The sequence below is a fragment of the Wolbachia endosymbiont (group A) of Udea olivalis genome, from assembly GCF_964028365.1.
Taxonomy (GTDB): Bacteria; Pseudomonadota; Alphaproteobacteria; order Rickettsiales; family Anaplasmataceae; genus Wolbachia; species Wolbachia pipientis.
Window position 1 is genome coordinate 1,291,848 of the sequence record NZ_OZ034773.1, and the last position, 19,665, is coordinate 1,311,512.

General features: G+C 36.7%; 18 protein-coding genes and 1 pseudogene. 8 read left to right on the plus strand and 11 right to left on the minus strand.

Annotated features, from left to right (window positions below; genetic code table 11):
- Nucleotides 1-163 precede the first annotated feature (163 nt).
- A complete protein-coding gene (locus ABWU32_RS06065; protein ID WP_010081987.1) occupies nt 164-901 on the minus strand; it encodes a hypothetical protein in 738 nt (245 codons plus the stop codon).
- 913 nt (nt 902-1,814) lie between these two features.
- Nucleotides 1,815-2,951, minus strand: coding sequence for a cysteine desulfurase family protein (locus tag ABWU32_RS06070; RefSeq protein ID WP_151808057.1), 1,137 nt, complete (start codon nt 2,949-2,951; stop codon nt 1,815-1,817).
- A 155-nt stretch (nt 2,952-3,106) separates the two neighbouring features.
- On the opposite strand from ABWU32_RS06070, the gene ABWU32_RS06075 reads away from it, so the two are divergent.
- Nucleotides 3,107-3,805, plus strand: a complete 699-nt coding sequence (locus ABWU32_RS06075; protein ID WP_151808056.1) for an alpha/beta hydrolase — start codon at nt 3,107-3,109, stop codon at nt 3,803-3,805.
- A 238-nt stretch (nt 3,806-4,043) separates the two neighbouring features.
- Here the strand turns inward: ABWU32_RS06075 and ABWU32_RS06085 are convergent, their stop codons facing one another.
- A complete protein-coding gene (locus ABWU32_RS06085; protein WP_015589159.1) occupies nt 4,044-4,718 on the minus strand; it encodes an ABC transporter ATP-binding protein in 675 nt (224 codons plus the stop codon).
- Between the two features lie 39 nt (nt 4,719-4,757).
- The gene (locus ABWU32_RS06090) at nt 4,758-5,219 is read right to left on the minus strand and encodes a HesB/IscA family protein (protein WP_141456915.1); all 462 of its coding nucleotides are present in this window, start codon (nt 5,217-5,219) and stop codon (nt 4,758-4,760) included.
- A gap of 47 nt (nt 5,220-5,266) precedes the next feature.
- On the opposite strand from ABWU32_RS06090, the gene ABWU32_RS06095 reads away from it, so the two are divergent.
- The 3 genes and pseudogenes from ABWU32_RS06095 to tnpC all read left to right on the plus strand — a co-directional run bounded on the left by ABWU32_RS06095 (nt 5,267) and on the right by tnpC (nt 8,998).
- On the plus strand, nt 5,267-6,466 hold the full coding sequence (locus ABWU32_RS06095; RefSeq protein WP_065106726.1) for a deoxyguanosinetriphosphate triphosphohydrolase: 1,200 nt from the start codon (nt 5,267-5,269) through the stop codon (nt 6,464-6,466).
- Nucleotides 6,466-7,548 (plus strand): bifunctional diaminohydroxyphosphoribosylaminopyrimidine deaminase/5-amino-6-(5-phosphoribosylamino)uracil reductase RibD, encoded by a 1,083-nt coding sequence (gene ribD / locus ABWU32_RS06100; RefSeq protein ID WP_015589162.1) that lies wholly within the window; start codon nt 6,466-6,468, stop codon nt 7,546-7,548. Before ABWU32_RS06095 ends, ribD begins: the two co-directional genes overlap by 1 nt.
- Nucleotides 7,549-7,660: 112 nt before the next feature.
- A pseudogene (gene tnpC / locus ABWU32_RS06105) lies at nt 7,661-8,998 on the plus strand (IS66 family transposase).
- A 143-nt stretch (nt 8,999-9,141) separates the two neighbouring features.
- Here the strand turns inward: tnpC and rpe are convergent.
- Nucleotides 9,142-9,822 carry a ribulose-phosphate 3-epimerase gene (gene rpe / locus ABWU32_RS06110; RefSeq protein ID WP_015589163.1) on the minus strand — a complete coding sequence of 227 codons (681 nt, stop codon included), beginning with the start codon at nt 9,820-9,822 and terminating at the stop codon, nt 9,142-9,144.
- A 102-nt stretch (nt 9,823-9,924) separates the two neighbouring features.
- Nucleotides 9,925-10,353: a zinc-ribbon domain-containing protein gene (locus ABWU32_RS06115; RefSeq protein ID WP_010962781.1), complete on the minus strand. Its 429-nt coding sequence runs from the start codon at nt 10,351-10,353 to the stop codon at nt 9,925-9,927.
- 73 nt (nt 10,354-10,426) lie between these two features.
- Between ABWU32_RS06115 and dapD the strand changes: the two genes are divergently transcribed.
- Complete coding sequence (gene dapD, locus ABWU32_RS06120; RefSeq protein WP_015589164.1) at nt 10,427-11,257, plus strand: 2,3,4,5-tetrahydropyridine-2,6-dicarboxylate N-succinyltransferase; 831 nt, start codon at nt 10,427-10,429, stop codon at nt 11,255-11,257.
- A gap of 6 nt (nt 11,258-11,263) precedes the next feature.
- On the opposite strand, the gene ABWU32_RS06125 is transcribed toward dapD, so the two are convergent.
- Nucleotides 11,264-11,548, minus strand: coding sequence for a DUF2610 domain-containing protein (locus tag ABWU32_RS06125; protein WP_010962783.1), 285 nt, complete (start codon nt 11,546-11,548; stop codon nt 11,264-11,266).
- Nucleotides 11,549-11,920: a hypothetical protein gene (locus ABWU32_RS06130; protein WP_041573529.1), complete on the minus strand. Its 372-nt coding sequence runs from the start codon at nt 11,918-11,920 to the stop codon at nt 11,549-11,551.
- Between the two features lie 101 nt (nt 11,921-12,021).
- On the opposite strand from ABWU32_RS06130, the gene ABWU32_RS06135 reads away from it, so the two are divergent.
- Nucleotides 12,022-13,071: a class I SAM-dependent methyltransferase gene (locus tag ABWU32_RS06135; RefSeq protein WP_015589166.1), complete on the plus strand. Its 1,050-nt coding sequence runs from the start codon at nt 12,022-12,024 to the stop codon at nt 13,069-13,071.
- A 377-nt stretch (nt 13,072-13,448) separates the two neighbouring features.
- Here ABWU32_RS06135 and terL read toward each other — a convergent pair whose 3' ends face one another.
- The 3 genes from terL to ABWU32_RS06150 form a co-directional block, all read right to left on the minus strand.
- Nucleotides 13,449-14,900 (minus strand): phage terminase large subunit, encoded by a 1,452-nt coding sequence (gene terL / locus ABWU32_RS06140; protein ID WP_353278563.1) that lies wholly within the window; start codon nt 14,898-14,900, stop codon nt 13,449-13,451.
- A 962-nt stretch (nt 14,901-15,862) separates the two neighbouring features.
- Nucleotides 15,863-17,437, minus strand: a complete 1,575-nt coding sequence (locus ABWU32_RS06145) for a penicillin-binding transpeptidase domain-containing protein (protein ID WP_015589167.1) — start codon at nt 17,435-17,437, stop codon at nt 15,863-15,865.
- Complete coding sequence (locus ABWU32_RS06150; protein ID WP_015589168.1) at nt 17,392-18,231, minus strand: polysaccharide deacetylase family protein; 840 nt, start codon at nt 18,229-18,231, stop codon at nt 17,392-17,394. Before ABWU32_RS06150 ends, ABWU32_RS06145 begins: the two co-directional genes overlap by 46 nt.
- Nucleotides 18,232-18,560: 329 nt before the next feature.
- Between ABWU32_RS06150 and ABWU32_RS06155 the strand changes: the two genes are divergently transcribed.
- On the plus strand, nt 18,561-19,220 hold the full coding sequence (locus ABWU32_RS06155; RefSeq protein ID WP_143689033.1) for a RadC family protein: 660 nt from the start codon (nt 18,561-18,563) through the stop codon (nt 19,218-19,220).
- A gap of 102 nt (nt 19,221-19,322) precedes the next feature.
- The gene (locus ABWU32_RS06160) at nt 19,323-19,652 is read left to right on the plus strand and encodes a helix-turn-helix domain-containing protein (RefSeq protein WP_191110957.1); all 330 of its coding nucleotides are present in this window, start codon (nt 19,323-19,325) and stop codon (nt 19,650-19,652) included.
- Nucleotides 19,653-19,665: the final 13 nt, after the last annotated feature.

The following is a 19,665-nucleotide window of genomic DNA, read 5'->3' on the forward strand; positions in this document are numbered from 1 at the left end:
CAACTTAGTGCCCAATCCAAATTCCTGGATTCCAGTGTCAAGCACTGGAATGACACCATCTACTACTCAAATTACCTGCAAATTGCAATGTTCGTACACCAAAAGAATGAATCGCGGTATGACGGTTCGCGGCGGCATGACGTAGGAAAACCTGCACTATAAGCTAATCATCATCTCCAAATATAGAGCTAATTTTTTTGCCCCCAGGAGAAAATTTATTAGTCCAACTGCTTTGCACTTTGGTTACGTCTTTAGTGGCAGTTTTATTGCTGTATTCCTTGATTTCCTTATCTATTCTCTCCATCATTTGTGAATCAAGGTAGCTCTTTTTCCATTGGCCAGTAGCAAGGAACACTTTGTTTAAGTCTTGAGTGCGGATTAAGTATTCTTTATCTTTAGGGTAAACCTCCTGCGCCCAAGCAAATAGCTCAAAATAGCGTGCAAATAATTCAGATGCACGTGATTTTGCAGTTTGATAAGCCTGTATCTCCTTAAATATAACTTGGCCGATAATTTTCTGCACAAGAATATTTGCTTGCTTTAGGTTCTGCTCAATATCCTGGTAAACTTTATGGAGAAATTCCTGTTCCAAACTTAAGTTCAGTTCATTTTCAACCATGTGTGAAAGTTCATGCACTATAATGTATGGGTTTGACTTCCTCAGTACAATAACATATCTATTTACACTGGAAGACCTGATTGTCTTACACACTCCCTCTTCCATATCCACTAATCCCTCTTGGTATATTTCAAATGAGAGCCTGTTTTGCTTTATTAGTGATAAAGTGAGGTTTAATGTGTTTCTAAACTTCTCAAATTGATAGAGATATTCGACATACCGTATTGCATTTTCACTGCTTCCTACTTGAGTTGCTTGTTTTATTAAATTCCTGATTAGCATACCTTATTATTAAAGGAATTCTTTTTATACTCAAGAATTGATTGGCTACAAAGTGTTTTTAGGAAGCCTGATTGCATAGCTAAAGTAATTCATGTTTACTGATAACCGTCATACCGCTGCTTGTCAGCGGGATCTATGGTGAGATACCGTGAATGAATCCATAGCTGTACGAACATTCATTTTTGAAGGTAAATTGCACAGCAAATGGTGTCATTCCAGTGCTCTTTTTTTGTCATCCCAGTCTGGGATCTATTTTGCATGTAACTCCAATTGTGTTTTGGCATAAAACGCGACACGTATTAGACTTATTTGCAAGCAAAGCTTGCTAGATCCAAGTAGTCAGGGCACTGGGATGACATTACAGGGGCACTGAAATGACACCATTTTCGGTCTCTTAAATTGCTTTAGCCATAAATATTTAAGAAATTTACTAAATAAAAAAAAGGCAAAAGAAGCCCCGTGGTGGTTGGCTATTTACTATGTACTAAAATATCGGCGTTTTTTTTATTCTAAAACGCTTGATTAAGAGCGACTTAGCTGCTTTTAACTTGCAACTAACCTACACCGCAAGTGTTTAAGAAATTTACTAAGCAGGAAAAAAGGCAAAGAAACCCCGTAGTAGCTAGCATTCAAATTCTCCCTTGTCAATTTGACGTTTTTTGCTGTCTTAAACGCTTTGTAAGCGCGTTTCGGCTTATATAGGTAAAAACCTAAAAATTTTTAAAGACATGCGATGCACGTAGTGCGAAAAATTAAACATGAGACGCCAAATACCCTAAGTTTTTTGTCATTAACCTGCACAGATTGCGAAGATAAATAAATAGCTTCACTGTTATGATAAGGGGGCTGGCGAAACTTGTAAAGGAATTTTTTACATCTAATTTATAGCTCCCTGCATGATATCACGTATTATCTATACCAAGGAGTTCTGCTTGTAGATATTATACCAACAATCCACTATTTTTTTTATGTCTTGTGGTTTAGTTTCTGGACCTATACTGATTCTAATTGAACACTCTGTTTGCTCTTTTGTTGCCCCCATTGCAAGCAAAACATGGGAAGGCTCAACTTTTCCAGAAGAACATGCGGAGCCATTACTAACTGCAATATAATTCAAGTCAAAATGCATGAGCTGCACATCACTCTTTACTCCTGGCATATAAATAAAACTTGTGTTTGGCAGCCTCTTAGAGTTTTTACCGAAGATTCTTATGTCACTGACAAGATTTAATAATTCACACTCTAATTGATCGCGTAGCTCCTTTACTTCATCCATTTTTGATAGAAGATCTGGAATATTTTGCAGTGCAGCAGAAAGGCCTGCAATCGCAACAATATTTTCCGTACCACCACGAAATCCCTTCTCTTGTCCACCACCTATTATAATAGGTTCTATCGCAAGTTCTTTATTGAATATTAAAACTCCACTGCCTGCTACACCGCCAAATTTATGGGCGGATAAAGTGAGTAAATCCACTCCTAAATCTTCCATATTAACTTTAATTTTCCCAACACTTTGAGCAGTGTCAGTGTGGCAAATTGCTCCAAATTTGTGGGCTATTTCAGCTATTTCCTCAATAGGTTGAATAACTCCGGTTTCGTTATTTGCCATCATAACTGAAACTATTGCTTTGTTTCCTTTAAGTTCGCTTAGAATTTTTTCTAGCTCTAAAAAGTCAACAATGCCCTCCTGATTAACGGGTATTATGTATGGATTACATGCAGAATTAAGAATTGAAGGATGCTCTATAGCTGAAATTACATGCAGGTAGCCTGCTATTCCTCTCATAACAAGGTTATTCGCTTCGGTTGCACCAGACGTGAAAACTATTTCTTTATCACTTGAGACGCCAATAGCACCACGTACGTTATCTCTTGCATCCTGAAGAATCTTCCTCGCTTCTTGTCCTCTTTTATGTAGTGATGATGGATTGAGCGTTTGTTTTAACAAGACCTCAAATATACTTTTTTTTACATTTTCACTAATTGGAGCAGTTGCATTGTAATCAGCATATACGCAACCACTATTTTCTAAAGAGAATGGACTCATCTGTCACTTAAATAAGTTTACCATCAACTATAGCCATAACTATGTACGTTAGCTTTAACACGATAAAAAATTTATTGCAAAAACAGCGAAATTAATACATAATTAATAACTCACGTCATTAATACCTGTCAAGCGGGTTCTTATTAGGGGTTACCATGGTTGAAGTTTTTTTGAATAATGCAACAAGAAAGATAGAAGGTGAATACCACCAAAGCAAAGATGCCAACGCGCCGGTTGTGCTGGTTTTACATCATCATCCTCAATATGGTGGTAATATGGATAGTAAAATTGTACATAGTACATATACGTCTTTTATCGATAACAATTTTTCTGCATTGAAGATTAACTTTCGTGGTGTGGGAAAATCTACCGGAACTTTTGATAAGGGTATAGGAGAATTAACTGACGCTGCGGTAGCCATTGATTGGCTTCAGGAACATAATCCTAGCAATGTTCCAATTTGGATCGCTGGTTTTTCTTTTGGAGCATGGGTGGCTATGCAGCTAACAATGCGCCGCCCTGAGATAGTGGGTTTTATTGCTCTTTCTCTTCCGGTAACTAAGTACGATTTTTCTTTTCTTTCTCCCTGTCCAGTTTCTGGGCTTATAATACAAAGCAGTAATGATACAATCTCAGAAGAAAGCGATGTAACAGAATTAGCAAAAAGGTTGATAAATTCAGTAAGAAGTGATCACATGAAATACCATATAATAGATGATACTAATCACTTTCTAAAGGATAAAGAAGAGGAAGTGACTCAAATCGTGGACAATTATATAAAACTGCGCTTGAATAGTGCAACTATTTCTTTTCAAAAGGTCAAAAAAGAGGTAAGGGTAAAAGAATATGCCTAATCTTTACAAACAAGAGAAATGAGTGTAGTAATATAAATGAAAAGGTTTTGTTATGTTTAAAAAGCTATTATTTTTTGTTTTAGCTGTGTTTATGTTATCGGGGTGTTCCCTAAGTAAACAGCGCAAGTTAAAAAGTCCGTGTATAAAAAGCAATGAAAGCATTTCATGCGAGTTGTACTCTGTTAATGATCATTGGTTAGATAAGTATAAGGCATAGAAATTGTGCTATTTTTCCTATTCACAACTTCACTAATGATCGATCTCTCAATTGGAAAATGCAGTCTGCCTTTTCTGCAAGGAGATGATTGTGTGTTACTATAAGCATAGAGCTGTTATTTTCCTTTACGTATGAATGTAGCAGTAAAAACACCTTAAAAGAATTTGTTGGATCTAAATTTCCTGTTGGCTCATCTGCAAGTAAAAGCTTTGGAGAATTTACAATGCTTCTTGCAATTGCAACTCTCTGCCTTTCCCCACCCGAAACTTCAGATACCATGCTACTTGCTTTGTTTTCCAGACCAAATTTTTCCAACATTGCTTGCGAATTTTTTTTTGCTTCAGCTTTGCTTTTTCCTGCAATGAGTTGAGGAAGCATAATATTTTCCAACACCGATAACTCTTGTAACAAATAGTGAAATTGATAAACAAAACTAAGAAAATTTCTTCTTACATGAGTTTTATGCTTATTACTGGCTTGTGTGCAATTTATTCCATCTATCGTAACTATACCTGAAGTTGGCTTGTCCAACAAGCCTGCGATTTGCAATATAGTTGTTTTCCCTGCACCTGAATTGCCAATCAGCGCTACTACTTGCCCTCTTGTAACACTTAAATTGATATCCTTTACAACAGCAGAATTGTCCTTGAAGCTTTTATCTACAGAAGTTAGTTCTAGTGCTACATTACCACCCATGTTTAAAAGATCCAGAAGGCATCTAAGTTTTAGTAATAATTAAACCGAAAAACTGTTACCACAACCACATTGAGACTTAGCAAAGGCATTCTTTATTTGAAAACCAGAACCACTGAGATCCTCAGTATAATCTATAACTGAGTTATTTAAAAATTTTGCTGAACAATTATCAACCATTAATACAGGGTTTCCATTTTCATCATTAATTACTATATCTTTACCTTTTTTGCTAAAACTGGAGTGGCTTCTATAGTCCTCACTTTCTTCATAGTCATCATCTTCGTCTTCGTCATCAAACTCATCATCGTAATCATCGTCTTCATCATCCAAAGATAGATTTTTATTCATTTGATCCATAAGAAAATTGTATTTGAAGCCAGAACATCCACCACCTGAAACTGCAACCCGTAAAATGGAACTCTTATCCCCTTCCTGCTCTGCAAGAGAGTGGATTTTTTTTAGTGCATTATCAGTTAAGTTGATGTTGTAATTTGTTGACATAGTAACCACCGTTTATTATTGATAACTTATTATAGTAGAAATTTTACATGTCAAACAATAATTTTCTATTAAATTATGCATGTTTTCCAAGCAAAACAAAAGGGAGATACTTCAAAGAGCCAGAAGATGAGAATCGCAGCTGCTTTCAGCGTGATAGGGACCGTATCATTCACTCTAATGCGTTTAGAAAGTTGGAGTACAAAACACAAGTTTTTATCAATTATGAGCACGACTACTATCGCACTCGGCTTACTCATAGCCTTGAAGTTGCACAAATTGCAAGGTCCATTGCGCGTAGACTTGGCTTAAATGAGGATATCACTGAATGCATAGCGCTCGCACATGATCTTGGTCATCCTCCATTTGGTCATGCAGGTGAAGATGCTCTAAAGAAATCAGTTCAAGATTTGAATCTTGATAATGAGAAGTATGAGTTTGATCATAATGTTCAAGCTATAAGGATTTTAACTTATCTTGAACAAAAACATGCTGATTTTGATGGTATGAATCTAAGTTGGGAGGTGATTGAAGGAGTTGCAAAACATAACGGTCCCTTGCTTGGTCAAAACGCGGAGTCTTCTACAAGTAATCAGCTGTTATTAGAATACAACAAAAAATATGATCTAAAACTTGAAGAATTTTCAAGCATTGAAGCGCAAGTTGCTTCAATTGCCGATGATATTGCTTACAGTGTTCACGATCTTGATGATGCACTCAGGGCGAATTTAGTAACCATCGAAGATTTGCTGAATGTTCCTTTAATTGAAAAAATGTTTAAAGACATAAGGAGCAGATATTCAGAATTGCCTCAGAGCAAACTCATACATGAATCACTGAGTGGAACTATAGGAACTATGATAAGTGATGTTGTTTCTCAGACTGAAAGAAATATTGAAGATCACAAAATAAAAAGCGTAGAAGACGTAAGAAGTCTAAATAAAATGCTAGTCACATTTTCACCAGAAGTTGCGAATGCTACAAAAGAAATGAAAAGATTCAACATGGAGAAAATATACAGAAGCTATAAACTGAGTAGAACGATGAACAAAGCAAAACGCATAATACAGGAACTCTTTCAATGTTTTTATGAAAACCCAGGATTACTTCCCACAGAGTGGAGCAAACTCGCTTGTGAATCTCAGCGTTCAGTAATAATATGTGACTATATCTCAGGTATGACAGATAGATTTGCTATACACGAGCACAGAAGAATTTTTGATACCTCATACGAAATGACTTCTTTCTAATGACTGATGATCATTTCATGTCAATTGCATTAAGGCTTGCAGAAAAAAATCTTGGAAATGTTGCACCAAATCCTGCTGTCGGGTGTGTTATTGTAAAGGATGGTACAATTGTTAGTGAGGGATACACAGGGATTGGTGGGCGTCCGCATGCGGAGGTAGTCGCTTTGCAAAACGCTAAAGATTCAACTCATGGCGCAACTATATATATCACTCTTGAGCCATGTTGTCATCACGGAGTCACGGGGCCTTGCACTGCAAAAATCATAAAAGCTAGCATAAAAAGAGTAGTAATTGCAACTATTGACCCAGATAGTAGAGTTTCAGGCAGAGGCATGAAAGCTCTGAAAGAAGCAGGAATTGAAGTTGAGCAAGGTATTATGCAAAAAGAGGCAAAAGAACTGAATGTCGGTTTTTTCACCACTAAAGAATTACATAGACCATTTATAGCTTGCAAAGTCGCAACAACTCTTGACGGAAAAATCGCAACATTTACAGGCGATAGCAAATGGATAACAAGTGAAAATACGAGAAATTGGGTGCATGAGCTTAGAGCAAAATATGATGCAATTATGATTGGCAGCAATACTCTTATTAATGATGATCCACTCTTAACTTGCAGATTACCAGGACTTGGAAGTAGATCGCCAATAAGGCTAATTATAGATAGCCAAGGGAGATTAAAGGAAGAGCATAACATTGCAAAGACTGCAGACAAAGTAATAACTTGGGTCATCACAAATAAAGAAGTAGAGAAAAAAATAAAAAACATTAACTACTTAGTAGTTAATTCAAGCAACGCAGGTAAGGTTTGCCTAAAGGACATGGCATTAAAACTTGTTTCAGAAATTGGTATAACAAGATTATTAGTTGAAGGTGGAGGAGTGTTAATCACAGAACTATTAAAGTGTAATTTAATCGACAGGTTGATAATATGCCGCAGTGGTAAAATTTTAGGCAATGATGCCACTCCTTTTGTAGGAGATTTAGGGATTCAATTCATTAACAACTGTTATCAGTTTAAAAAAACAAAGATAATAGAGTTTAGTGAGGATATAGTTGAGGTTTGGGATAGGTCGTCATAATCCTTACATACTCAAACAGTAAAAAAAAGGTATCCGTTCAGCGGAGCGGTAAAATAAAAAGTAGACAAGGAGTGCTAAAAACATAATATCACAAGTAGTATGTGTGGTAAATATGTCTGATCTACTAGCTAGTCTTCTCAAGCTCTGTGAAAGCTTTAAAATAGAGATAGAGCAACTAAAAGCAGAGATAAAGAGGTTAGAGATAGAAAACGAAAATTTTAGATCTGAGAATAAGGCGCTAAGAATCGAAAATGCTGAATTGAAAGAAAGACTAGGTCTGAATTCACAAAATTCATCGATACCGAGGTCAAAAGAGTTATACAAGCTAAAGAAGAAAAAGAAAAAAAGTGACAGGAAAATAGGGGCACAGATTGGGCATGAAGGAAAGTATCGCCCTAAAATGGAAGCAGATGAAGTGGTGAAAATAGAGTTCTTGCGAGTGCGGAGGAGAAATTGCGATATCGAAAGAGCCATACATTCATCAAAAAGTTGATTTGCCAGCTTATGTTGTGGAATACCAATGGCCGCTGTTGCAAGTGTGGAAAAAGAAAAAGTAGCAGGCTACCAGAAGGTGTTACTGCGGATACATTTGGTCCAAAAGTTAAGTCAACAATTGCGGCGCTGAGCGGATTTTACAAGAACTCGAAAAGAGAAGTAGCAAATATTATAAAAAATATTTTCAACCTGGACATCAGTGTTGGTAGCGTGTCAAATAGCGAGGCTAGAGTTGCAGAAAAATGCCAAGAAGCATATGAGCAAATCGAGCAAGAAGTAAGTAAAAGTGAAGTTCTGCATATCGATGAAACGAGCCATTATAACAAAGGTAAACTTGGTTGGTGCTGGATGTTTGCCAGTAATACAGCAAGTTTTATAAAATTGACAGAGTCAAGAGGAATGAAGGTTTTACAAAATAGTAAGTTCTGCAATCGCAATAGCTTACGACAGGTACGCAGCATACAACTACTTTGCCGATAAGAACAGGCAAATCTGTTGGGCACATTTATCAAGAGATTTTGAAAGATTAGCACATAGTTGAAGTTAAAGTTCTGGGCTGTTACTTAAGAAACGTAGCCACTGAATTATTTGCACTAAAAAAGGCCTTGCTAAAAAATGAGATAGATGTTTTTAGATTTACCAGACGTGCCAGAAAATTGCGAAAACGTACAAGGTATTACTTGAAGCCGTTTACCTGAAGCAATTGGAGCTTCTCGAGTTGCAAAAAATATTTTGAAATCTGAAAGAATAATGTGGAATTTTTTAGATGACCCAGAAAACATTCCGCTGACAAATAACCATGCTGAACGGCAAATACGGCATTATTCGTTTATCGCAAAAATTCATATTTTACCCAATCGAAGTGGGGAACTTGAACGGATAATTTCATTATACTTGACATGGAAACAAATGGGCTTTCCAAAACCTCTTATCTATCATCTCTCACACCGCTTAGCTGAACGGATACAACCCAAGAAAGGTTTTTCTACGTCATACCGCCGCGGTATCTCAGCATAGATTCCGCTAACGAGTAGCGGAATGACGAATTTGTTGTTTTTCAAATTGTAGGTAAACCTAAGCCACTTTAGCTATATAGGGTCACAACGATGGATTTTTAAGATCGTTTACGGCTTTCTTAATGTCTTCAGCCTTGAATATCGCCGATCCCGCAACTAAAATATCTGCACCTGCTTTTATTATATCAGCTGCGTTAGAAAAGTTAATTCCACCATCTACTGAAATTTGTGTTTTAAGATTACGCTCCTGTATCATTTTTTTTATAGTAGATATCTTGTTCAACTGTGAATGAATAAATTCCTGCCCTCCAAAGCCAGGGTTGACTGTCATAATCAGCACAATATCTAGCTCATGTATTATATATTCAAGCACACTTGGGGAAGTTGAAGGAACAATTGAGACTCCAGCTTGAATCGGTTTTTTTGCATCGTTTACATTTTTGTATGACTTTATCTTTCTTATCAACCTCTCAAGGTGTATCTCTGCTTCTGCATGTACAGTGATAATATCAGCACCAGCATTTATAAAGCTTTCAATGTGGTTACCAGGAGATTTGACCATTAAATGCACATCAAAAGGAAGATTGCTATATTTACGTATTGCAGAGACAACGCTAGGACCAATTGTAATATTTGGAACGAAATTCCCATCCATAACGTCTATGTGTATGTAATCTACACCTAAATCGCTAATTTTTCTTACTTCTTCTCCTAATTTTGCAAAGTCTGCTGAAAGTATAGAAGGTGCAATTTTAATACTCATGAGCTGCCTTTTTTACTAAAAAATAACTTATTTTTAAACTCTGTCACCCTAAACACCATCTAAGTAGCTAGAGAAGCTGGATACCGATATCGGTATGCCTATTTAACTAGATCTTAAATTAGATAAAAAAAGGTAGTCTTGATAAAACTTATTTACAGCAAGTTTTTTTACATTTGGACTTTCTGTTTGTTCTTTTTTGTACCCTAATTTATAGCTTATTGAATCCTTGTATAAACTGATCGTTTTGTATGCTTTGTTCATCTCTCTAGGAAAGATGCCATTAGCAATTACGACGCATAACCCTGTAGCTGTTGCAAAAGCTAGAGTGGTAAATGCTAGATTTTGTAAAAAATTCCTTCCACTAACTTTTTTTTCCTGTATATTAGCAGAGTGCGATTTGTTTGACACTTCTTCTAGATATTCATGCCATATGTGATTGCAGTTCGTACATTTTACCTTTCTTCCAGATGCACCTATTTGCTTAGGAGATACTAAGTAAGTTTTAGTACAACTATTACATTGTATTTTCATAGCACTTACATATAAGTAGTAACAAGCCCAAATGATACGAGCTACAAATTTAATATCAATATATATATAACAAATGGAAGGTTTGCAACTAAAAAAAACACAGAGTGAGATAGAAGATATTTGGAAAAATAGAGAAAAATTTAATGACTGTAATCTAAAGAAAACAGCAAGAATAGCAATTAAAGAGGTAATTGAGCTCCTTGATAGTGGCAAAATTAGAGTAGCAGAAAAGCTATCAAGTGGAGAATGGGTAGTACATAAGTGGATAAAGCAGGCAATATTATTACATTTTCTCACCGAAGAAAATAAAATAATAGATAATACTAATTGCTGGTTTGACAAGATCGGTAACAAATTTAGTGAATGGAATGAGGAGAAATTTCGCCAGTTAAAAATTAGAGCAGTTCCTGGGTGTTTTGTTCGCCGATCTGCTTATATAGGTACAAATGTTGTTCTAATGCCAAGTTTTATCAACGTTGGTGCATATGTTGATTCAGGAACAATGATAGATACCTGGTCAACGATTGGTAGCTGTGCGCAAATAGGAAAAAACTGTCATATTTCCGGTGGAGTGGGAATAGGTGGAGTTCTTGAGCCTATTCAAGCTTCACCTGTCATTATAGAAGATAATTGCTTTATTGGAGCACGTAGCGAAGTGGCCGAGGGTGTGGTAGTGAGAGAAGGATCAGTCCTTGGCATAGGTGTGTTTATTGGGGCATCAACAAAGATTATTGATAGAGAAACTAGCAAGGTATTTTACGGCGAAGTGCCACCTTATTCTGTAGTGGTACCAGGGTCTATTCCATCTAAAAATAATATTTCAACCTATTGTGCAGTCATAGTAAAAAAAGTGGATGAAAAGACGAGATCGAAAATCTCTATAAATGAAATATTGAGGGATTAAACTATCTTACTCCTTGTCGTCACTTTTTTTATCATTATTACTAACCACAGTAATGGCATACGCGCATAACTCTGAGAAAGAGACTCCATTTTCTTGAGATAGTTTATATAATTTTTGTAGACTTTCTTTTACTTTATTAGGAATATTCCCTCCACGTTCTTTTACAAGCCAGGAATCTTGATGATGAATTGGATGAGCATCACTTTTTGGATTTCCTATGTATATTGCAAAAGGTGAACTTTGTCCTTTGAAGTCACATTGTACAGTAAATTTTTTTATAGATTCAGCCATCTAAAGACCTCTACTTTTCTTTTTGGTCGATTTTATAGCAGGTGGAAGAGGTGGTTTCTTTATAAAATCTTGTCTATTGACAACACTTTCTCTACCTTCCAAAGCTCGGCGAACATCAGCTCTGCTTAATTGCGACTCTTTTGCTACCTTCATTCCATGCTTTGCCATAATATTAGCATATGCTAGTACTTTTTTTACCAATGCTAGATCACCATCTAGCATTTGAACTAGCACTTGAAACACTTCCGCTAAAGTTAGCCCATCAGCATTTATAACCTTGTTTTCTATAAAATTGACAGCTTCTTCAAATTTGTATTCAATACTATCATCTTGAGCTATAAGGACAACATAATCGGTGTTTTTGTCGTCCATAACTGAAGCACTATTACTCACAAACTTAAGTGTATACTATATATATAAATACTCTACTATTTTATATTATGGCACGCTATAGTTAAACATTTATTAATAACATGCTCACTTATATACACGAATTAATTGACAAAAGTCAAGGATCAATATCCATCAGTGATTTCATGAATGCCGTTTTGTACCATGAAAAATACGGCTATTATACAAGTAAATTACCGCTTGGTAAGGATGGTGATTTTACTACCGCACCTGAGATCAGCCAATTATTTGGTGAAGTAATTGCAGTTTGGATAATGCATACATGGGAAAAATTAGGAAAGCCATCAAAATTTTCTCTAGTTGAACTTGGGCCAGGCAAAGGAACACTCATTCACGATATAATAAGAGTCACTAAAAAATACAGCAGCTTTTTTAATTCAATGTTGATCCACTTAGTTGAAATAAGCCCTACTTTACGGAAGATACAAAAGGAAAAATTAAAAAGCTTAGATGTTAATTGGCACAAAAATATTGACAACCTACCAGAACAACCAACCATTTTTTTAGCAAATGAGTTCTTTGACGCTCTTCCGGTAGATCAGTTTGTTTACCGCGATGGGCAGTGGTATGAAAATATGGTGACAAAACAAGATGATGGCAGTCTCTTGGTGTCATGCCAGTGCGTGACACTGGAATCCAGAAAAAAAGAATCATGGATTCCAGTGTCAGCTACTCAGATGACAAATGGAAAATTCTTTAATGGTGCAGTGGTGGAAATATGTTCAGTTGGGGTTGAAATATTAAAAAAACTTGAGAAGAAGATATATAATAATAAAGGAGCTGCTTTGATTGTAGATTACGGTTATGTATACCCCGCATATAAGAGCACTTTGCAATCGATAAAACAACATAAGTATGCTAATTTTCTTGAGAATGTTGGTAATAGTGATATTACCGCACTTGTGAACTTTCAAGCGTTAAGAGATTCATTAAAGCATGTAGATTGTGAGATTTTAACTCAAAGGGAATTTTTATATCTTTTTGGCATAAAAGAAAGAACCCAGGCTTTAATGAAAAGCGCAAGTGATGAACAAAAGAATAGGATCTTTAGTGAATTCCTAAGGTTGACTGAAAATATGGGCACTCTTTTTAAAGCAATGCTATTGATATAGCTAACCCAAGAAAGGTTTCCCTACGTCATACCGCCGCGATATCTCAGCATAGATTCCGCTAACGAGTAGCGGAATGACGAGCTTATTGTCATGCCGCCGCGAACCGTCATACCGCGATTCATTCGCGGTATCTCAGCCGCTAACAAGCAGCAGTTCTACGTCATACCGCCGTGGTATCTTTTAGCATAGATCCCGCTAACACGTAGCGGGATGACGAGCTTATCGTCATGCTGCCGCGAACCGTCATACCGCCACGAACTGTCATACCACCACGAACCGTCATACCGCGATTCATTCGCGGTATCTCTAGATCCCGCTAACAAGCAGCGGGATGACGGTTGTCTCCTAGCTGTCATCCCAGTACTGGTAGACTCAAATCACAATGCTCGTATAGCTGCAACCCTGGAGGTACTGTTTCTCACCCACTGGAGATATTGCACGGTACTATCTACTTGATCATCGTGGCGCGTTTCTGGAAACATTAAAATTTCATACTCAAAATCATTTAGCCATACTGCTTGATGCGGCAAAATAATCCTGCCAGACTCTATCATCGGAGCAATCCGGTGGAATCGAGCGAGCTTACCATCATGTGGCACTATTTCGATAATGGGCAAATGACTGTTTGCCTTCAGCTCTTGTGCTAATTGCTGACCACTTGTTTTGGCTTCGATCAAAATCGCGTGTGGTGACCATCTTGCAGCTAGTGATAAAACTTGTTCTTTAAGCTTTGGATACTCAAGCTTTGCGCGATATACGTCGAGTAAATAGAATTTATTATCTATTTTTGCCCAGGTGGTGCAGACACTAAAGTTGCTCATGTTACTTGTTGAAACCGCAGTATCCCAACTTTGTGTTATATGCGAGAGGTTATCAGGAAATTTTTTATAGCGTTTCAACCACTCTGGTTTAATTATACCACTTGAAAGCGGCAGAGGGTTTTGTTGATATTGAGCAGCAAAAGCGTAACTCCCAAGTTCAGCTTTTATTATCTCAACTTCTTCTTTTCCTCCATCGAGGGGATATAACAACTGACCTTCTTCTCTTGAATATAATATCCTTACAGGTGACGCTGGTTTATTATATAATCGCCTGGTCGCACAGTGCTGAGCTACTCGGATGATAGGAACGGGAGGTATTGGCTTTTTGATTGAATAAATAACCTGCTTATTTTCAGAAATCATTGGCAAACAAATATGATGCCATATGTTTTTTGGCTTGGAGAGAAGGTGTCCAGTTAAGTCCTCCTGGTGTAGCCTGTGCATTACAAGAACGATGACTCCTTTTTTTCTATCGTTCAGCCTGGTTACTAAAGTCTGATCAAACCAGTTTGTGGCACGCTTTCTAAGCGTTTCACTCAAAGCTTGAGCAGAACTGAGCGGATCGTCCACAATGATAAAATCACCACCTTCACCAGTTAGTGTTCCACCAACTGATGTTGCGATTCTGTATCCTCTCTGCACTGTTTGAAATTTATATTTGGTATTCTGGTCTTTGGATAGTTCTATCTCTGGAAATAGCGCTCTATACCAACTAGACTGCATCACGCACCTGGTGTCGAGCGAGTGCTTTTCGCTGAGCCGCTGAGAATAACTTGCAACTATTATTCTCGCAGTTGGTTGGTTTCCCAGTATCCATGCGGGCCACGCAACGCTTATGCACATGGACTTCATCGAGCGCGGAGGCATATTGAATATTATTCGTTTCACTTCACCAGCGCTCGCTGCTTCCAGCCTATCTGCTATGACTTTTATATACTGATAATCGTTATACTCACACCCCGGCACTACCGTTTGAAAGCACAGTTCAATGAATTTTAGAAAGTTCATGATATAATGTTGAAACCAACGCGTGACGCTGGGATGACAAAAAAAGGAGCACTGAAGGCTATAGGTGAGACGTCGCGGTATCTCTAGATCCCGCTAACAAGCAGCGGGATGATGAATTACTATGCCGCCGCGAACCGTCATACCGCCGCGGTATCTCAGCCGCTAACAAGTAGCGGAATGACAACAATCCTACGTCATACCGCCGCGGCGCTAACAAGAGATCCCGCTAACAAGCAGCGGGATGACGAATTACTTAACCATCATCTACACCGTCATACCGCGATTCATTCGCGGTATCTCAAAGCATAGATCCCCTACTATACCTTAACATAGATCCCGCTAACAAGCAGCGGGATGACGAATTACTTAACCATCATCTACACCGTCATACCGCGATTCATTCGCGGTATCTCAAAGCATAGATCCCGCTAACACGTAGCGGGATGACGGTTGTTGTTTAGCTATAAATATTAAGAAATTTACCAAATGAAAAAAAAGGCAAAAGAAACCCTGGGGTTATTATCCGCTTTAAAATATTGGCGTTTTTTATGTTTTAAACGCTTGACAAGCGAGATTCAGCCGCTTTTAATTGCAACTAACTTACGCTGCAAATGTTTAAGAAATTTACTAAGCAGAAAAAAAGACAAAGAATCCCCGAGTTAGCTAGTCTTTTACTATCTCTGTCGAGTATTGGCATTTTTTGATGTCTTGTAACGCTTTATAAGCGCGTTCAGCTTATTTAGATAAAAATCTAGATGTAGATGAAGTTTTGTAAAGACATACAGTATCTATATACTGCAAAAAATTGAACATAAGACGCCGATACATTAAGTAATCCTTACCTTTTAATCTGCAGATTGGCGAAAGCAAATACAATAGCTTCACTATCATGATAAGGGCGCTGGCGAAGGGTGTCAAGTAAGTTTTTTCGTTTCTATTCCCAATAAAAGTTTGTTATATGGTTATGCAAGAAGTTTAATACTCATAGTTTCAAGCATATACTGAAATATCTCATTAGCAATTGCAACATCTTGGCGTGGGGCTTTGCCGTGTTCTATAAACACAGAGATTGCATAGCGCGGGTTATGGTAAGGGCCATAGGCGATAAATAACTTATGACTTTCGCCCTTAGAGTTTATTTCTGGTGTACCGGTTTTGCCAGCAATTTGTATACCGCTTAGCCCTTTCTTATAGGTTCCAGTTTTAGAATTCACCACATCAAACATAGCTTTTCGAACTATGCTAAGATGCTCACAATCCACATCAATATCGGGAAAATCTTGTATCGTTTTACTCATCTCAATGTGGGGAATTACCTCTTTTCCTGTTGCAATCCTCGCTGCAAGAACTGCAAGCTGTAGTGGTGTTGTAAGCATATACCCTTGTCCTATAACTAAGTTGATAGTGTCACCTAAATACCACTGCGAATATAGCTTTCGTGTACGCCAATCTCTATCTGGCAACAACCCTGGAGCTTCTTCTTTAAACGTTCCAATCAGTGGCCCACTTCCAATACCAAATTTTCTGGCCATTTCTACTAGAGAGTCTACACTTATTTTTTTCCCTATATTATAAAAGTAAGTGTTGCATGATAATGCCATTGCCTCATTTAAAGATACATACCCATGGACTTTGCTTTTCAGACAACGAAATTTCCGCTCACCTATTTTCATATAGCCCTTGCACGAGAATTTCTCTTCTGGTGTTATTATCCCGTCTTTTAAACCCGCAAGCGCAACTATTACTTTAAATATTGAACCAGGTGGAATTTGATATGATAACGCACGATTCACAAGCGGTAATGAAGGAGCATTCAAGTTTTCCCAAGTCTCATTTGATAGCCTGCTAGCAAAAAGATTATTATCGTAAGAAGGTGAATTATATAATGCTAAAATTTCTCCATTATTTACATCAATTACCACTGCGGAGCCTTGGTGATCTTTAAATACCTCTGCGGTTTTCTCTTGCAGATTAATCTCAATTGTCAGTTGTACATCTTGTCCGTCTTGTTGTGGTATGCTTGATAATTCTTTTATGACGCGTTTTTTAGAATTTATTTCCTGCTCAGATTTTCCTGACTTGCCTTTCAATATATGATCATATGTATATTCAATACCGCTGATTCCTACTTCGCTTATGCCTTGCTGTCTTTTTGTATATCCGATTACATGAGAACACATTGAACCAAACGGGTAATAACGTTTATAAAGAGCAGTTATTTTTTCTGACGATTTTGCTATTTTAGACTCGACTTCTGATAATGTCTGCAAATCAACTTCCTTACCAGAACCATCAAACAAAACAACATACGAAATTTTGTTTACCGCAAGTTCAATGCTATTCCTATCTAAAATTTTGCCCCGCTTAGGCATAATAGTAGCAACTCTTATTCTATTACTATTAGATAGTGCTTCGTACTTTTGTCTGTTTCGTATTTGTAAATTATATAACCTGCAACTAAAAACCGCAGAAATGGTAAGCTGAATACCACCTAATATGAATGCTCTGCGGTTAAAGACTTTGTTTTTTGTCCACATAACATTCCTTCAAAACACACTTTTTTCCCCTCTTTTATTGTTACACTTCTGGCTTTTACCGTATTACAAACCCTTTTTTCCCACTCACTTAAGGTCACAAACTTATAATCTGATTTTTTTAGTATTTTAATAATATGAGGTAAAGCTTCAATTGTGTTTGACCTGTTATTGTGATCATGAAACAGTATAACTGCTCCATTATGTACATTACTTAAAACTCTTTCAACTAAAGTTTCTGGCTTATCACCTTGCCAATCTAGCGAATCAACTGTCCATAATATTGAATACATATTTAATTGATCAGTATTTTCAATCAGATTATCGTCATAACATCCATATGGCGGACGAAACCATTTTACATCTTGTTTTATTGCATTTTTAATTGCTGTATTTGTCTTTTCCAATTCTTGCAATTGTTCCTCACTTGAAAGTGATGTCAACTTCCTATGCGACCAAGAGTGATTGCCTAACTCATGACCTGATTCATGAATTTTCTTTACTATTTCAGACGTTTTTTCATTTATACGTTCACCAAGCACAAAAAATGTTGCTTTTGCTTCATAGCTTTCCAGAACATTAATAATATCGTTTATTCTATTGTTGGAAGGTCCATCATCAAACGTAAGCGCAACAAACTTATCGTCGTTATTCAATAATTTTTTTATATTACTTAAATTTCTATATGATAGATCTAGATTACAACTGAGCCCACAGTATGGTAAATTAAAATTACAATCACTACAAAAAGCCGTACTTGAATATAGTAAGAAAAAAGTGATTATCCTTATAAACATTTGTAATCAGCAAAGTGATAGAATACTACACTTTTTTGCTAAGTTAAGCCATCTTTAATTGCTGTAGCCTTTACTTCATCGCTTCTTTAATATATTATATTAACAATTTTATATAATATATTATGATTGCAAATATAAATACCGTTGCGCTTCAGGGAATTAGCACAGTAAATGTCAATGCACAAATTCATATGGCAAATGGTATTCCAGCTTTTAAAGCAACAAGGACAACATTGCAAATTTAGAGTTCAAAAGGGTAATTCCTCGAGAACTACTGCGTCAGAAAGCTGGCGCTGAATTTGTATATAATGTTGATCTTGGAGGTTTTTATGAATAATAGTGAGAGAAAAGAGAAATTAGAAACTCGTATTCTATCAAGTAGAGGTAGGTCTTTACTTGACCATGAGCTACTGGAACGTAATCTATCCGCGTGTACAGAAGGAAGAGAAGTCGCCAAAAGGCTAATGGAGCTTTTTAGTAGTTTAGGAAGGGTAATTAATGCTGATTTTCATGAGCTAAAAAATGTTACAGGAATGAACGATGGAGCAATAGCAAGTATCTTTTGTCTGAAAGAGATTTTCGATAGGATATTGAAAGGTAAGTTAAAAAAGCTGTCGATTCTTGATAATAGAGAAGAGCTACTAAAATACTTTAAAGCAGCAATAGGGCAGTCAAGAAAGGAAAGCTTACGAGTGGTATACTTAGATCGAAGTGGTCATTTAATATATGAGTATATTCAAGACTGTGGAACTATAGACAGAGTACCTCTGTATGTCAGGGAAATAATAAAACAGGGATTACTGATTGATGCAGCATCTGTTGCAATTTCACATAATCATCCAAGTGGAGATATAGAACCATCAAAAGAGGATGAGGATAACACACTTACATTAGCTGCAACCTGCGAAAATGTAGGAATGAAATTGATAGACCATATAATCGTAACACAGAAGAGCCACTTTAGTTTTTATGATAGTGGTTTATTGTAATCTGTAGACCGGAAGGAAAGTTCTCCAACTTTCCTTCTTTTTTTCACTTCATAAATTAAAAAATTCAATATAAGCTTGAACAGCTAGAATTAGTAGTGAAAGGTGGAATTAGGTAAAAAAATAAAGGAACTTAGGTTATACTGTGGTTTAACGCAAACTGAGTTAGGAAATAGAATAGGCGTTTCGTATAGGCAGATACAAAGGTACGAAAATGGTTCAAATTACATTTTAGCCAGTAGACTATATGACTTAGCAAAAGCTCTATCGGTTAATGTCGCTGATTTTTTTACTGATGTGCATACCGGCTTACATGAAACTTACGATGAAGAAATACTAAAACTAGTCAAAGGATATAACGAAATTAAGAGCAAAAGGTTACGTAGTGTAGTTTATATATTGGTAAAATCTTTTTCTCAAAGTGATAATACATAGGTAATATTGTCTG